This window comes from Proteus sp. G2673, assembly GCF_009915125.1.
GTDB lineage: Bacteria > Pseudomonadota > Gammaproteobacteria > Enterobacterales > Enterobacteriaceae > Proteus > Proteus penneri.
Genome location: NZ_JAABLT010000022.1, coordinates 77,362 through 94,183 on the forward strand (window position 1 = coordinate 77,362; position 16,822 = coordinate 94,183).

General features: G+C 33.0%; 14 protein-coding genes and 1 other RNA gene. 7 read left to right on the forward strand and 8 right to left on the reverse strand.

The window, feature by feature from the left end; all coding sequences use genetic code 11:
• Positions 1-1,988: 1,988 nt before the first annotated feature.
• From GWI59_RS12655 to GWI59_RS12665, 3 genes are all read left to right on the forward strand, one after another.
• Positions 1,989-2,279, forward strand: a complete 291-nt coding sequence (locus GWI59_RS12655) for a putative quinol monooxygenase (RefSeq protein ID WP_006533613.1) — start codon at positions 1,989-1,991, stop codon at positions 2,277-2,279.
• 198 nt (positions 2,280-2,477) lie between these two features.
• Complete coding sequence (locus GWI59_RS12660; RefSeq protein WP_161671276.1) at positions 2,478-3,377, forward strand: LysR substrate-binding domain-containing protein; 900 nt, start codon at positions 2,478-2,480, stop codon at positions 3,375-3,377.
• A 355-nt stretch (positions 3,378-3,732) separates the two neighbouring features.
• Entirely contained in the window at positions 3,733-4,311 is a 579-nt protein-coding gene (locus tag GWI59_RS12665) for an NAD(P)H-dependent oxidoreductase (RefSeq protein WP_072063310.1), read from the forward strand.
• 94 nt (positions 4,312-4,405) lie between these two features.
• On the opposite strand, the gene GWI59_RS12670 is transcribed toward GWI59_RS12665, so the two are convergent.
• The gene (locus tag GWI59_RS12670) at positions 4,406-5,956 is read right to left on the reverse strand and encodes a methyl-accepting chemotaxis protein (protein WP_161669665.1); all 1,551 of its coding nucleotides are present in this window, start codon (positions 5,954-5,956) and stop codon (positions 4,406-4,408) included.
• 506 nt (positions 5,957-6,462) lie between these two features.
• Here GWI59_RS12670 and GWI59_RS12675 point away from each other — a divergent pair.
• Together GWI59_RS12675 and GWI59_RS12680 are read left to right on the forward strand one after the other, a co-directional pair.
• A complete protein-coding gene (locus GWI59_RS12675; RefSeq protein ID WP_161671275.1) occupies positions 6,463-7,044 on the forward strand; it encodes a histidine phosphatase family protein in 582 nt (193 codons plus the stop codon).
• A gap of 120 nt (positions 7,045-7,164) precedes the next feature.
• On the forward strand, positions 7,165-8,064 hold the full coding sequence (locus tag GWI59_RS12680) for a PhzF family phenazine biosynthesis protein (RefSeq protein ID WP_109847750.1): 900 nt from the start codon (positions 7,165-7,167) through the stop codon (positions 8,062-8,064).
• Between the two features lie 261 nt (positions 8,065-8,325).
• On the opposite strand, the gene GWI59_RS12685 is transcribed toward GWI59_RS12680, so the two are convergent.
• From GWI59_RS12685 to hprR, 4 genes are all read right to left on the reverse strand, one after another.
• Entirely contained in the window at positions 8,326-8,937 is a 612-nt protein-coding gene (locus GWI59_RS12685) for a protein-methionine-sulfoxide reductase heme-binding subunit MsrQ (RefSeq protein WP_109847749.1), read from the reverse strand.
• Positions 8,937-9,947, reverse strand: a complete 1,011-nt coding sequence (gene msrP / locus GWI59_RS12690; RefSeq protein ID WP_109847748.1) for a protein-methionine-sulfoxide reductase catalytic subunit MsrP — start codon at positions 9,945-9,947, stop codon at positions 8,937-8,939. The genes GWI59_RS12685 and msrP overlap by 1 nt, the downstream gene beginning before the upstream one ends.
• Positions 9,948-10,055: 108 nt before the next feature.
• Entirely contained in the window at positions 10,056-11,414 is a 1,359-nt protein-coding gene (locus GWI59_RS12695; protein WP_109847747.1) for a heavy metal sensor histidine kinase, read from the reverse strand.
• Complete coding sequence (gene hprR, locus GWI59_RS12700; RefSeq protein ID WP_072063303.1) at positions 11,389-12,081, reverse strand: response regulator transcription factor HprR; 693 nt, start codon at positions 12,079-12,081, stop codon at positions 11,389-11,391. Before hprR ends, GWI59_RS12695 begins: the two co-directional genes overlap by 26 nt.
• Before the next feature lie 741 nt (positions 12,082-12,822).
• Between hprR and GWI59_RS12705 the strand changes: the two genes are divergently transcribed.
• A complete protein-coding gene (locus GWI59_RS12705; RefSeq protein ID WP_161724810.1) occupies positions 12,823-14,049 on the forward strand; it encodes an HNH endonuclease in 1,227 nt (408 codons plus the stop codon).
• Between the two features lie 37 nt (positions 14,050-14,086).
• On the forward strand, positions 14,087-15,295 hold the full coding sequence (locus GWI59_RS17560; protein ID WP_161724814.1) for a DNA cytosine methyltransferase: 1,209 nt from the start codon (positions 14,087-14,089) through the stop codon (positions 15,293-15,295).
• Positions 15,296-15,419: 124 nt separating this feature from the next.
• On the opposite strand, the gene GWI59_RS12715 is transcribed toward GWI59_RS17560, so the two are convergent.
• From GWI59_RS12715 to smpB, 3 genes are all read right to left on the reverse strand, one after another.
• Positions 15,420-15,722, reverse strand: a complete 303-nt coding sequence (locus GWI59_RS12715; RefSeq protein WP_161724817.1) for a hypothetical protein — start codon at positions 15,720-15,722, stop codon at positions 15,420-15,422.
• A gap of 137 nt (positions 15,723-15,859) precedes the next feature.
• Positions 15,860-16,226, reverse strand: a transfer-messenger RNA (tmRNA) gene (ssrA, locus tag GWI59_RS12720).
• A 59-nt stretch (positions 16,227-16,285) separates the two neighbouring features.
• Positions 16,286-16,768: an SsrA-binding protein SmpB gene (smpB, locus tag GWI59_RS12725; protein WP_069367807.1), complete on the reverse strand. Its 483-nt coding sequence runs from the start codon at positions 16,766-16,768 to the stop codon at positions 16,286-16,288.
• Positions 16,769-16,822 lie beyond the last annotated feature (54 nt).

Genomic DNA, 16,822 nt, shown 5'->3' on the forward strand with positions numbered 1-16,822 from the left:
CCTTAAGTTTGCAATTTTTATCGTTTATAACTGCGTTGGCAAACCTATAAATTGGTCATCATATAATTGTGTAGGGTACTAGGTTTTATTAATGCTCTACTTTGCTGAAACGATAAATCATAAATAAAAAAAGATAGTTACCAGCCTAAACAATGAAAAACATTATCACTCATGAAATTGTTAGGCTAGATTGGTTGGCTATTGTAGGGAATATTTATTGAGATGTAATAGAATAAAATCAATTGTGTGACAAATATAAAAAAATTCCTTTTTTCTCATTATTTGCTTGTTAATTGTCGTGTTTTTTGATGTTCATCAATGTAATTGGATTGCTAATGTTGTTATCAAATTGGTTTTTGATGAAAAAAAGAACGATACTGATGGTTTTAGCTATGTAATAAAAAGATGAATTTAAGTCTAAAATGCTATTTTTTAGGATAGAAATGATTATCTATTCTTTGATAAAGCATAAATTAAATTAATGTATTTGCGGGAGGGTTATTTTATTAATAAATAGGCTGAAAATTATTTTCTTCAATTTTAAATTATTAAAAGTTTTTATTTTTTTTATTATTTAAATTATCGTTAGTTTTATTTCTCTAATAATGTGTTTTGTTATTAAATTTATTTTTCTTTGGGTTTTTTATGTTTGTTTTTATTTTTTGTTTTTATATTAATTGTTTTCTTTATGTTGTTTTTTTATTGTTTTTTTATTTATAATGAACGGTGTTTTTTTATTATGATTATAGATGTTTTTATTTTAGTCTAAGAATATAATTTATTATTATTGGTTTCTTTTTGTTTTTTTATATAACAATGTTAATTATACAAAATTAATATTTTTATATTAACTGTTTAAGTAGATGTTAATATGATTTTCTCATCAATGATTGACTTCTTTTTGTCTCTTAATAGGCACAATGACTCGCTTTGACACTAGATTTAATTGTAATACAAATCAGAGGGATAATGGATATGTAATGTGTGAAATAAATATAAAATGAGAATGGTTATTCTTAATGATTTTCAGTTAAAGACATAATTTAAGTGATCTTGATCGTATTTTTAAAAGTAAAAAAATTTATTTTTCTTATTTTTTATGACTGAAAAAGCATAAAATAAATTCTATGTAATAAGAGAAAAATATTTATTTAATGGTTTTTCTATACATTATTTGAAGTGTTTAAGTTAACTGTTATAGAGCAAAGATAAGATATGAAATAATTTTGATGTAATAGTCTCATTTTTAGATGAGATATTCATTTTACCTAGAAAATTGTCACACAAATATTGAAAGTGAAAAAATGATTGAAAAATAAGTTTGCAGATAATTATTTTTGTTTTAACTACGTAATAATCTCTCGCGAAATGTTTTCTTTAGTGTGAGGGAGGGGGGAGGATATTTTTTAGCGCGATAAGCTTCACTTACAATAAGTGATATTACGTTGAGATTATTATGGAAGTATTAATAGTGAAAAGATTATTTTCATCATTAAATAGCCCTGTTTTGATAACAGAAATCAGCGATTATGTTAGCGATGTTTTAGGATTTAACATTTGACGCTATCCATTACCGTTGAAATAATTTTGCAAATACAAACAGTTTGTCTGATATTGGTAAATTTGTTTACATTTCATTGGCGATGTTGTTACACATAAAAAAAAGAACAAAAGTGTGAGCTAGGTTGCTTTTTTTCATTGGGATAAATGCGTGTTAATGTATAAATCGAATGCCATTATAAAAGCTATTGTAATGACACTCGTGACAAAGTAGGGATTATTTGTTCACTACTTTGATTGAGAAGTTTTACTTAGAGACAAGGATTAATCACCATTTCTTTGAGGTAGATCCAGTTGCTTAAATGGAAAATACTTTTGCTTAAATGGAAATAATTGGAATGAAGAATGAGATAAGAATTGTGTTAGAGTAATTTGAGTTTATTAATCAATGTACTTAACAATCTCATAGCCGAGCGATAGGATTTTATATGAACAATATCAGATTAATAGCCACTATTGTGGCAAAAGAAAATTATGAGAGCGATATTTTGTCTGCTTGTCTGGCGATGATAAAGCCAAGTCATCAAGACGAAGGTTGTATCCAGTATGAACTTCATAAGGATACCACTCAACCAAGAACTTTTATTTTCTTTGAAATATGGGAGAACCAAAGTGCCATTGATAAACATAATGAAACGGCACATATGAAAACATTTATCGAAAATTTAAAAGATAAAACTGATTCACTAGAGATTAAATTTATTGAGAAATTGGCTTAATGTTATTTTTTCCACAGTGAGTTAAGCAGGTATCTCATTAAGGATTACCTGCTTATTTTTTTGATATATACATTACTTATAGTAGATTATGACTAGTAACTCACTATATCTCTCTATTATTAACTTAATTGCAATAATGAAAAGATACTCGTATTCTTAAATTTCAGTGCGTTACTTAATGCTACCGAGGTTTATGATATGAAAGCAACATCAGAAGAAGCGAGAGTATTTGTTGAAGTCGTTGAACATAAAAGTTTTACAAAAGCTGCAGATAAATTGAATCTCGCTAATTCAGCGGTAAGTCGTACTGTAAAAAAACTAGAAGATAAATTAGGGGTTAATTTACTGAATAGAACAACCCGCCAAATAGCTCTTACTTCAGAAGGTGAACTTTATTTTCAGCGAATGAAAGTGATATTGCAAGAAATGCAAGCCGCTGAAAATGAGTTACATGGTACACAACGTTCCCCTAAAGGCTTATTGCGTATTGACGCTGCTACACCTGTGGTATTGCATCTTTTGATCCCTTTTATTTCTGTTTTTCGCCAACATTATCCTGATATTATTTTGTCATTAGTCTCTTCTGAAACCTTTGTTAATTTAATTGAACGTAAAGTGGATGTGGCTATACGAGTTGGTCATTTAACCGATTCAAGTTTACGTGCTCGTCCTTTATTTAATAGCCATCGCAAAATTATTGCTTCGCCAAAATATATTGAGCAAAAAGGATTTCCGACAACAGCACAAATGTTGAGCGAACATACTTGTTTAACATTTACTGAGCCTGTTTCATTAAATACATGGCCTTTAGAAATCGAAAAAAATGTATTCATTACGGTAACGGAAGGGATATCTGCAAACAATGGCGAAACATTAAGGCAACTATGTATGAGTGGTGAAGGAATAGCTTGTTTATCTGATTTTGTGGTGAATAAAGATATTCAAGAAGGCAAACTAGTTGAACTATTTAGCGATAAAATACAATCTATGCCATTACCTTTTCATGCTGTTTATTATAGTGATCGTGTGGTGAGCCAGCGCATTCGCGTTTTTATTGATAGTTTAACTCAATATCTATCAGATACATTAAAGCTGTAACTTTTAGCACATTGATGTGCTTTATTTCTTACAATTTATCTCAATGTGATAGTAATACAATCCTATCTGGCTAGAAGGTGCTCCTATTAATGTTATAACAGCCAGTCATTAAAAAAATAGCCTAAGAAACAATAGACTTTTACCTAAAAAGCAATAATCGCTATTATTAATATACGTAATCGTAAAAGTGATTTTTTCTGGTTTTTTGTTTTTAAAACTGATTTTTTTAGTCAAAATAAAGATTATAATTCTGCTTTTTGTTTGTTTTGTAATTTTATTGTCGTGTGCGAACTTATTTATTTCCTGTTAAATTAACTCCATTAGACACATCGCAAGAAAAAATTTAGGAGTTAGCATGAATATTTTACTGATTAATGGTGGCCAAAAATTTGGTCATTCTGCTGGTCAATTAAACCGCACATTGCATGATGTTGCTACTGAACATTTAGTCACATTAGGTCATGGTGTTAAAGAGACTCAAATAGAAGAAGGCTATGATATTGATGATGAAATAGAAAAATTTCTATGGGCAGACACCATTATTTATCAAATGCCTGGCTGGTGGATGATGATGCCATGGAAAGTAAAAAAATATATGGATGATGTGTATACATTTGGTCATGGCAAGTTATATGAGAATGATGGACGTACTCGTCGTGATCCTAAAAAGCAATACGGTACAGGGGGACTATTACAAGGTAAAAAATATATGCTCTCCGTAACATGGAATGCTCCTGTTGAAGCCTTTAATGAATTTGGCAATTTTTTTGATGGCAGAGGTGTTGATGGTGTTTATTTTGCTTTTCACAAATCACAACAATTTTTAGGATTATCTCAATTACCAACTTTTATGGTCAATGACGTTATTAAAGAGCCAAAAATTGATAATGATATTGCTGAATATAAAGCACATTTAACTCACGTTTTTGGTTGATATAAAAGGTTATTCTTTCATCTAAATATGATTTCAAGGTCACGACAGTTTCCACTGAGTGACCTTGAACAACACTATCTAATACAATAACGAATTAGATGCACTTAATCTGAAAGTAATTAACGAGTTTGGTTAGATTTAAGGCTTGGTCGTTAAGAGAATTTGCGGCTGCGACAGATTCTTCAACTAATCCTGCATTCTGTTGAGTTGTCGAATCAAGCTGACTTATAGCATTGTTTATTTGTGATATACCAGCGCTTTGCTCATTACTTGCTTGCCCAATTTCTCGTAATAATGCGCTGATCTCTTCAACATCGGTGATCATTTTTTTGATTTGAGAGCCTGCTTGCTCAACTAATTCCATCCCTTCCTGTGTTTGAGTTGATGAGTTATCGATAAGAGTGCGTATATTATTAGCGGAATCTGCACTTTTTTGTGCCAGTAGTCTGACTTCACCAGCAACAACTGCAAAACCTTTACCATGTTCACCTGCTCTGGCGGCTTCAACAGCAGCATTTAGTGCAAGAATATTAGTTTGGAATGCAATGGCATCAATTAAGTTAATAATATCTGTCATTTGAGATGATGAGCTATTAATTGCTCTCATTTTTTCAGTTAGCTGAAGCATCATTTTGCCATTGTGATGTACGGCGACTTCAGTTTTTTCAGCAACATTAATTGCATTATGAGTATGATCCGTTGTGTTTTTAACGGTTGACGTCATTTGCTCCATTGAGCTTGCCGTTTCTTCTACTGAGGTTGCTTGTTCTTCTGTTCTTGCTGCTAAATTTTGGCTACCAGCAGTAATTTGCTCTGCTGCCGATGAAATATTTTCAGCGCCATTTTGTACATTTTGCACAACCTCTAATAGGCGCTTTTTCATTTCAGCGAGGGCCCGTAATAATATCCCTACTTCATCATGATAATCAGTACTCACTTCTTGTGTTAAATCACCATTTGCAATGGCTTTTGCAAAGTTTATTGCCTTCTCTAATGGGAGAGTAATGCCTTTAGTTATAAACCATCCTAAAATACTGCCCACAATAATACTGACAAGAGTTAATAATATTAAAAATGTTCTTTTCTCAATAAAATTACGTTCAACAGCGTCACCTGCCTCCTCCATTTTTTGATTTTGTAATTCGATAAACTCTAATATTTTATCGCGATATTTTAATTGGATAGCGGAGGTTTTTGTGATCAGTTCATTGACTGCGGCGTGTCTGTTATTTTCATTAAATGCCTTTATTACAAAGTTTTGAGAGGTTATATATTGCTGACGAATGTCATAAACTTCTGCTAAGATTTTTTTTGACTCAGCATCGTGTGTAGTTTCATCTAACTCTTTCAGCAATTGCGCAACTTTAGCGGTGATCTCTGCTTTTTTGCTCTCTTGTTCAGTTGCTAAACTTTCTTGCTCATCAAGCATAGTGAGTTGCTGAAATATAATAAACTCATTGAAATTATTAATCAGTAAATTGGCTTTGACCGTGGTTGGATAGATATCATCAACGACATCATGAATATCTTGATTCGCACTATTTAAACCCATTAATGCGAAACTAGAACCCAACATAATTAACATCACAAAAGTTGTAAATGCGATGGTTAACTTTGTACGAATTTTAAAGTTTTTAAAGAACATGCTTAACCCTGGATAAATAAAAATTAATAAGTATTGGTAACTTATTTAAGAACAAACAGTATCGGTAAGTAGTGGCAGAACTTTAGTCATTAAACTAAGTAAAGGGAGATAAAAAGGCTTGCATTGATTTTTAACACATTGTTTTTATTTTAAAAAAGAGATTTCCTCTCTTTTTTATCTAAGAGTTCTGAGTATTTAAGTTTAATCCAATTTTATAAACTTGGACGTAAAGTAATAAAAAATTAAAGATATTCTTTATTTTTCGTTAACAATTGTTTGTTCGATTTTAATATTTGTTAATTAATTTTGGGGTGTTTAGAAGATAGAATAAAGGTCAATAAATTATAAGAGTGGCTAAATGTACGTTATCTAAGACTCGCTCACCGCTAAAATACTTTGGTCTATGATAGACTTAATGGCATCAAATAGGTGAGTTTATGGTTAATATTAGGTATGTTTTAATTTTCTATATTTCTTATACTTAATTGACTTAAAGGCAACGCTGTATGCGCAGTGTATTTATATTTTTGAGCATATTTATTTTAGGATTTAGTCATATGGCGTACTCCGATCAAACACTTGTCTTTATAAGGCATGGTGAAAAACCTGATAATGATAGTGGGCAATTGACCTGTAAGGGATTAAATAGAGCATTAGCCCTACCTGATGTACTTATAAATCAATTTGGCAAACCTGATGCATTATTTGCCGCTGCACCTAAACAGAGTAAATTAGGCAATTCATTGCGTTCACTCCAAACAATTTCTCCTATTGCTATTAAAACCTCGTTGCCTATTCATCTTCAATTTCATGCTAAAGAAGTAAAAGAATTGCGTGAAGCCCTGTTAAGTAAGAAATATGAAAATGCAGTTATTTTTATTGCATGGGAGCATGACAATTTAGTTAAAGTGGCACGAGATATTATGAAGCGAGTGGGGGGCGATCCTAAATTAATCCCTAAATGGAAAAGTAATGATTTTGATAGTATTTATATCTTAAAAATTATCCGAGAAGGTGATAATAAAAGTGTCACATTTGAACAAAGACAGCAAGGCTTAGATAGCGTGTCAGAAGTTTGTCCTAATTAGTGAGAATTTTATCTACTACTTAAAAAAATATATTTAAAGTGGAGTAATACAAGATAGATCTAGACAATTCTATTTTTTTACACACAAGCTTAATGCGATTTGAAGTAATACGGAAAATATATGCAGAATGAAGCTATACGCTCAGTAGAGCACGAGATCAAAGTATACCTTGTAAACTCATTTACTCGGAATAATACAGGGGGGAATCCTGCTGGCGTAGTACTAAATCCCCCTCAATTAAGTGATGAACAGAAAATAGCTATCGCTAAAGAAGTCGGCTTTTCTGAAACAGCTTTTGTCTATCGAGGTGATGAGACTGATTTTGAAGTTAATTTTTTCACTCCTGAAGGAGAAGTCGATTTTTGTGGTCATGCTACATTAGCGGTATTTTTCACTTTATCTTCACTCAATTTATTGGCTTCTGGCCATTACACACAAAAAACGAAGGCAGGTATTTTAAGCGTAGCAATTGATACTGAAAATGTTGTTATGGAGCAAACACTGCCTGTTTCACGACAAGCTCCAAAGATCGATGCAGTGGCTGCTGCATTGGGAGTAAATTGCGAAGTTATTTCAGAAACAGGCTTACCTATTGAGATATTTTCAACAGGATTATCTGATATTTTGATCCCCGTACAATTTGGGCAATTAGATACGCTAAAACCGAATTTTGATGCGATTGCAGACTTAAGTCGTGAATTTAATACTATTGGCTTTCATGTTTTTGAGCTTAGCCAAGATAAAGAAATTACAGCTCATTGCCGTAACTTTGCACCTTTATATGGCATCAATGAAGAATCTGCTACAGGGAGTTCTAGTGGCGCTTTAGGCTGCTATCTTGTTAAGCATGTTTTCCCTCATAAAACGCATTTTCTATTAGAGCAGGGGCGTGCAATGCAATGTTCTTCTCTTATTCACGTTATTATTGATTCAACAGAAAATACAATTAGTCGAGTGAGAGTGGGAGGAAAAGCAACAATGATAGGCTCGAAGATTATTACTTTCTATACAACCTGTTAAATGGGTTTCTTCCTTATCTTATGATAATGCGGATAAAAAATATGGTGCAGGGATATTTATGACTTATTCAGCACGAAAAGAAGGTAATCAAGCAATACGGAATGGCTGTGAATGGCTATATCATATTGATTTTTAAAATGTATTTGATACAACGGTTTACTATAATGTAAATGGTTTATTACAATTTATTAAAGCCTCTTAAATGAGGCTTTAATAAGCTCATTTATATAATATTAGAATTAAATTGGTGGGTAAATTATTTTATATATTAGTTGATTTGTTTTTTTTCTGTTGCCAAAAGCGAAAAAGGTAAGTTAATCCAATAATAATTAGATAAATAATAGGCTCTGGTGTTGGCGATTTTAATGATAAAAAATAATGAATACAGACTAATAATAAGAGTGGATAAAATAGACTATGTATTCTTTTCCATTCTTGATTAAATTTATTTTTTAACCAATCAAATGAACTTATAGCCATCAATAATAAAATTATCCAACATAAAGCGCCTATAATAAGATAAGTACGGGAAAAAACTTCGCTAAAAAAGAAAGTAATATTTTCCCAACCTATTTCAAGTAGCAGATAACTTGCTAAATGTAAATTAGCCCAAAAAAAACACCATAACCCTAATAGTTTTCTTACTTGAAATAATGTGTTTAATTTTAAGCAAAAAGCAGCCATAGGGATCAGAGCTAATATAATTAATAAACGTAACGTTGTAATTCCAGTAAAATGCTGAATATCTTTTGAAGGATCTGCGCTGAAATTTTGCGTATAAATTGTATAAATAAGCCAAGTGAAAGCCAATAAACCAATAAGATGGAATATGGTTTTTAATAATTTAACTTCTATTCCATATACTGGTTTCATTAGAAATTTCTCCGTAAATCTAAATCTTTATATAAATGCGCGACTTGGTCGCCATAGCCATTGAACAATAGTGTTGGTTGTCTTGTAACTTGACCTAATCCACCTGTGCCTATAAAGCGTTCTGTTGCTTGTGACCAACGAGGATGGCTAACATCTGGATTAACATTTGCATAAAAACCATATTCATGTGGTGCCGAAAGATTCCACGTTGTTGGTGGGATTGACTCAGTTAAGCGAATTTTGACAATGGATTTGATCCCCTTAAATCCATATTTCCACGGAACAACAAGGCGAATAGGTGCGCCATTTTGGTTTGGCAAGGATTTTCCATATACTCCTGTCGCCAATAATGTGAGTGGATTCATTGCTTCATCGAGTCTTAATCCCTCGACATACGGGTATTGCAAACCGCCGCCAATGAAGCGACTATCTTGTCCGCGCATCTCCAGTGGTGCATAACGCGTTTCAAAGGCAACATATTTTGCACGACTATTGGGTTCAACCAAAGAAAGTAAGCTCGCTAATGGAAAACCGACCCAAGGAATGACCATCGACCATGCTTCAACACAACGCATACGATAGATGCGTTCTTCTAATTGAAATTTATGATTAATATCGTCTAAGTTTAAAGTAAGTGGGCGATTAACTTCACCATCAATAGTTAATGTCCATTCTTCTGTTTTCATTGTGTGTGCATACTTAGCAGGATCGGATTTATTAAGGCCAAATTCATAGAAATTGTTATATCCGATTACCTTATCTTCATGAGTTAATTGTAATGAAGATTGATATTCTTCAGGTTGAATAAATTGTAATTCTTTACGGGATGATTTTGGTGTCGTTGGTTTGTTATCTTCAGTAAACCATGAAAATAAATCGGCTTTTACAGTGGATGAAACCGCTATTCCAGTAGCGCCGATGCCTAATAATTTTAGTAAATTACGTCGTTTCATCATAAAAACAGATTCAGGTGTAATTTCTGATAGATTATTTTTCCTGTTTTTTTTCATGATGTTACCTCTACATAATTAAGAAGATATTTGATTGATAAGTTAATTATGCAGATATGTTTTATAAAAAAGCTGACAAAAAGATGACAATTTTGTCATATCGCGTAATTAGCATGGAAAGGCTAAAATAAATACATTATGTTTTCCAATACGCTCGTAACTGACTTTACCCTCATGTAATGTCATAATCGCTTGTACAATTGATAAACCTAAGCCACTTCCCTCTGTTGTTCTTGCATTATCACCACGCCAAAAACGAGTAAATATTTGTTCATGTTGATTCAATTCATCACCAATATTACTGATACAAATCAGTAACTGATTTTTTTCTTTTTTACATTGAGTAACGACTTGTGTATTAGCAGGAGAATATTTAATTGCATTTGATATGAGGTTCATTAATATGCGAGTAAAAAGTAAGTGATCTGCACTAACTGTTAATGTTGTAGGCTCTTTTAATAAGGTAATCTGTTTTTCTTCTGCATAAAAGGAAAATAGGTTATAAATTTCATCAATTAGATCCGATAAATTCAAGCTTTCTCTATTTAAAATGATATTTTTATTTTCAGCACGAGCGATAAATAAAACATTTTCAATTATTTTTGCAAGTTTATCCAATTCTTCAATATTACTAATGATAATTGATTCATATTCTTCTACGCTACGAGAACGTTGTAACATAATTTCATTTTGAAGTTTTATAGCGTTAATGGGGGTTCTGAGTTCATGAGCCAAGTCATCTGCTAATTGAGTTAACTTTATAAAATCATTTTTTAACCTTTTTCTCATTATATTTAATGAGTCACCTAAACTTTTCAGTTCATTGGGAAGTTGTGAGATATTTATGGTTTGACTAAGAGTATGTATATCTGTTTTAGCCGTAATTTGGCTAAGAAAACGGATATCTCTCAATCCATGTTTAATTAACCAAAAACTTAATATTCCCATAAATAAAATAGAAGCCAATGAGATAATTAATATTTTACTTAAATATTCGCTTAGCATACTGATGCGCACAAAGGATGCTTTGGCGATCACAACATTTAACACGCCTATTGGTGATTCTATTGTAAAGTTAATAGCCGAAACAGGAACTCCTGATTCTGTTTCCCAGGAGGTAATCATGTTTAAATCTATATTCTTTGTATCAGTGGTTTTTAGATGATCTGTAAATAAAATATCTGAATTAGTATCAACTAAAATTTTATTATTAGCATCCGTAATATAAATAATATCTTGTTGCATATCCATCATACGTTGAAAATAGATAGGTAATGTTTTGATATCAATTCCACTATTAATTAACTTTACTAATTGGTCTGCACGATTTACAAGTAAGGTATTATCACGAGATATTAATTCATTTTTAAGCGATTGATAAAGCGTTAAAGACATAAAACCTGCATTTGCAATCATCAATATGATAAATAAAGAGATAATTTTAAATCTCAGTGATTTTGTTTTCATTATTGACTCCATTTAGCCTATATCCCATTCCTCTAACCGTTTCGATTAATTTGATTTCAAATCCATCATCAATTTTTTTTCGTAAACGACGGATAGCAACATCTACAATATTAGTATCACTATCAAAGTTAATTCCCCAAATCTCGCTTGCAATTAATGTCCTAGGTAATATCTCATTAATATGTAAAGCAAAAAAAAGTAATAAAGAATATTCTTGGCGAGTCATTGGGATCTGTATATTATTACGCTCCACTTCATGACGAGATAAATTGATTTTTAAGTCAGCAATTTCAATAATTGTTGAAATATTTTGTTGAACTCTTAATTGATTTTTGACCCTTGCCAATAATTCTGAAAATGAGAAAGGTTTTACTAAATAATCGTTTGCACCTAATTCTAATCCTTTAACTCGGTCATCTATAGCATCTCTTGCTGTTAAACAAATCACAGGGACTGACTTTGATGTGCGTAATATTTTTAAAATATTCCAACCGTTCATTCCGGGAAGCATGATATCAAGAATAATCAATTTGTAATCATTTTCTAATGCTAAATAGAGGCCATCACGACCATCATTCGTAATATCAATAGTATATCCAGCTTCTTCTAGCCCTTTTTTAACCCAATTGGCCGTTTTTTCGTGATCTTCAATTAAGAGTATTTTCATTATGATCCTCTTAAACTCTTTAGAATAGGTATTTTGTATTATTTTAAACTAGTCATATATAGGATTAATAGAGCTAATTAAATATGATAGTTTTTACTAAAAATGACCTTGTAATAATAGATTTCAGAGACTCATTACATTGTTATTAAATAGCTTTTATGTAAAAGAGTAAGTAACTAATTTTATTCCAGAAATTCACTCGTTTTTGTATTCTCATTCTTAATAAAAAATTGTAAAACTTATATGTATGCGGCTAGGGTTTAGCAATAATTTATTGATGAATATGCTATAAAAGTTGAAGAGGATAAAAGTATTTGCTTGGTCATTGAAACTAAAAAAGCCCACCGAAGTGAGCTTTTCTAAACTTTAAAATGCACGTGCATTTCGCGTGCATTTTAAAGTCCTTTTGTTGTCAGTGTGTAGTCTTGCCAATTTCGCTAACTACTTGTTTTTGAAACCGTTGTCCTATCACTGACCCACCAAATTTGGTGGAGCTGGCTTGAAGCTCCTCCCCAATATAACTGTTTGATTCTTCTATCTATGTCGATGAGGTTAATGGCACAATAGTGTGGCACAGTCGGTTTATTATCACAATATCAATATATTATCTCTTTGAATTCAACTCCCGATCCATCAATTTATGGCTGCTTTTTTAGCTAGATGGGTAAATATTTAATCTTCTTCTTGCTATATTGAATTTTGGCAATAGGATCCAGTTATGTGACAAAAGGAGATAATATAATGAATAAGTGGCGTTGGGATCAAGGTAGGCTTGAATATTTTACAATTGAAAATATTAGAAAAATAGCTTCGGTTTTTGTTGAAATGAATGGGTGTAAAGATACAAAAACATCTATTGATATTTTAAGGATTCCTCTACAAAATGCCACAGAGTTACCATTTTCTCCCAGTACTTATAAAGTATGGCGTAATTACGCTCGAGTAGTTAAATTAGGTTTAATTGCATCAAGAGTTGATGGAGTATTTCATTGTACTGATATTGCAAAATCTTTATCCTTTGGAGAAATGGCTAGTGATTCAGACTTGTATTTCCTTACGCTAGCCCGGCGTTTTTACTATCCATCACCAGTGTTTGATCAGTATGATAGTTCTGCTACGCCTACATATCCTATGCTGGCGATAATTAAGCTACTTTTGACAGTGCCTTTCATTGAAAAGGGGATTACTGTCGATGATGTATTCACTTTTTTAGTAGGAAATAATGTTACTGGTCTTGAAGATTTTATTTTTTACTCAAAAATAAGGGCTACAAGTCATATTGCTAAAGGCGATGAACGCAGGCAAGTTAATGAAATGCTGAAAGTTATGAGTCAAATTAGTTTTCTATTTTGGAATAAAAATCATTTATATATTGATGTATTGTATAAACTAGATGAAATAGAGAAGCTATATTTAACATTGAAACCTGAAATAGTTTGCACGAATATACCTAATAACGCTGATTTAGCAATAATTGCTTTAGGGAAGAAGAAAGATAAATCAGATTTTTCAAGTGATTACCTTGAGCTATTAACCCTAAGAGAATCTGAGATTGATGTTATTGACCATATAGATAATGACCATGTAGTTGCGTATGAAGAAGGTCAAAGGAGGATGAGCAACCATATACGATTGGAGAGAAATAGTAAGCTACGTCAACATTATTTGAATGCATCAAAAGAACCTTCCAAATGTGATATGTGCCATAAAACTATGCGAACTCAGTATCCTTGGGTAGTTAATTTAATCGAAATCCATCACAAATTGCCATTATCTTCTTCAATACGAGTGCAAGGTAACTTTACTTTATTGGAAGATATCATTGGTCTATGCCCCTCATGTCATAAGGCGGTACATCAATTCTATCGTAACTATTTAAAAGTAAATAATAAATCGGATTTTTCTTCTAAAGAAGAGGCCTTTGCTGTTTATGAACAAGCTAAAGCACTGTATACTTCCACAGAGTAACGCATAACTTAAAGTAAGGTAATTCTCAATATACTGTATGAAAAATCCACTTAAACAAACTTTAGAGCAAAATTCCATATTAAGGGAAGCAGAGCAAGCGGGTGTTAAGCTTGATGAAATACTATGCCAACACGGTTGGACTTACGATGACCTACGTTATGAAAGTAATATTGAGATAAGTGGGAATGAGAAACTATCAAATGCTAAGTATGTGACATTAAATGATTTAAGAAAAAAAAACCATAAAGTTCCGGTTGTAAGTTTTTTTTCTGGTGCGGGGGGGTTAGATTTAGGGTTTGAATCCGCTGGATTCTCTCATGACGCTTTAGTTGAAGTTAATCCTATTTTTTGCAGCACATTAAGATATAACAGACCTCAGTGGACAGTCATAGGTCCCCCATTAGATAATGGGGACGTTTCCAATTTTGAAAATATATGTTTGACTTTAGAGCAACGAGGGGTATCTATTGATTACCCCGGGGTTTTTATTGGAGGACCACCATGTCAGCCTTTTTCTATTGCAGCGAATCAACGATTTAGTAAAAATGATGTGAATTTTAAAAGAGTTGGTTTTTCTCATGAAAAAAACGGGAATTTACTTTTTGATTACATAAGGTTAATTCTAAAGTTTCGACCAGCGGCTTTTCTTGTAGAGAATGTTGTTGGCTTAATAGATGTTGATAACGGAGTTCAATTAAATAAGGCAATTGAATTATTAACTGAAAATGGTTACACAGTAGAAAAGCCATTAATATTAAATGCTGCCAATTACTTAGTACCCCAAAATCGAAATAGAATGTTTCTTGTTGGTAATCGGCTCAATAAGTCTTTTATTGAACCTGAACCATCTGAACAGTTGGTGCCCTGTGGTGTGGCATTAAAGGGAAATATGAATCTATTGCCTAACCATGTGACGAGGAAGCATCAAATTTCATCTATTGTTCGATATGTAAAATTGCCATTAGGTGGAAGAGATAAATTGGGTAGGGTTGATCGACTTGATCCACTTCTTCCATCTAAAACAGTTATTGCTGGAGGGGCATCAGGAGGGGGACGTTCACATTTGCATCCAATGATTCCTAGAACGCTATCTGTTAGGGAATCTGCAAGATTACAGACTTTTCCTGATGATTATGAGTTTCTCGGAACACATTCAAGGCAGTTTACTCAAGTAGGGAATGCAGTTCCCCCTGTTTTGGCTGCTCAGCTTGCATGGCAATTTTACGTATCATTCTTTGATAAATAATACAAATGTTAGTTATGCTTAGGTTTGAATTGTAATTATGTTGTGATTTGTATAAAACCCATATTGTCCGAATCTAATAGCAAGCCCATTATGTTTTGGACTTGCTGTTTTAATTGGGAATTAATCACACTTTCTTTTGTATTGGTACGCAGAAAAACACGGCATGCATTGCGGGTTCATTTTCCATATTCTTAGCCATTTCTTTTATAGCACCTACACAAGTTTCATATTCATCATCTTCAAATACGTGAAGTTCTGAATAAGGTGGGGTTTTACCTGCTTGGGTGCCTTTTCCACCAGCAAGAACACCGCTGAGATAAGGCCCTGAAGGGTAGTACATAGGTGTTTCTCTACAGGTGGATTTTATGGACATTCCTTTCGTACCTGCAACGGTCAGCTGGCTTTGAGCTTGCTTACATGTTTCCATATCATTGTATATTAGCACGTAGGTAAAGGTAGTGGGGGAGTTTTAATGTCGTCATGCGGTACATTCCTGCGGCACAATTTCGACATAATAGAAAGAAAAACGACCTGAAACTTGTTAAGAATCAGGTCGTTAGATAGTGGTGGAGCTGGCGGGAGTTGAACCCGCGTCCGAAATTTCTACATCCGCGGCACTACATGCTTAGTCTAGTCTTTGATTTCACTTACCCACTGCGGACAGACACGCCATGAATAAGCTAGCTTGATTAAATTTAACGCTTCAACCCCAAGCTAGGCATCCACGCGATCTCTTTTGGGTTTGACCTCTCTTGATCCCCGTCTTAAGAGCGGAAGCTAGGGAGAGAGGGCTCTGAGCAGGTTATTAAGCTGCTAGTGCTAGTTTGTTTTCGTCGTTTGCGACTATTTTTTTGCGGCTTTTTACGAGGCCAACCGCCCCTCGGCATGCACCTTGGGTTTCGCAAATCCCGTCGAATCCAGAATCAGCCCCAAGTTGTTAAAAGCGAGTATATCAGAAAAATACTTGTAATAGCTAGTACTTAACGCAATTTAGCGGTTAGCATTTTTCATAATACGTGCTTTGTCTAATTTCCATTCACGATCTTTAATCGTTTCACGTTTATCGTGATCTTTCTTACCCTTTGCAACGCCAATTTTGATTTTGCACCAAGCGTTTTTCCAATAAAGGGAGAGAGCAACAACGGTGTAACCATCACGGTTAATTTGACCATAAAGGTTATCAAGTTCACGCTGTTTTAATAATAATTTACGGGTACGTGTCGGATCACAAACCACATGAGTTGATGCAACATTTAAAGGTGTAATGGTTGCACCAAAAAGATAAGCTTCACCGTCACGCATGACAACGTAGCTATCACTGATGTTGGCTTTTCCTGCACGCAGTGATTTAACTTCCCAACCTTGGAGAGCCAAGCCCGCTTCTATCTCATCTTCAATGAAATATTCATGGCGAGCGCGTTTGTTTAACGCAATGGTCGCAGAACCAGGTTTGTGTGATTTTTTCTTTGTCATAATTTCCACATTATACTGTATGAGCAATAGAAAGAAATCATTTAACTGACTGTT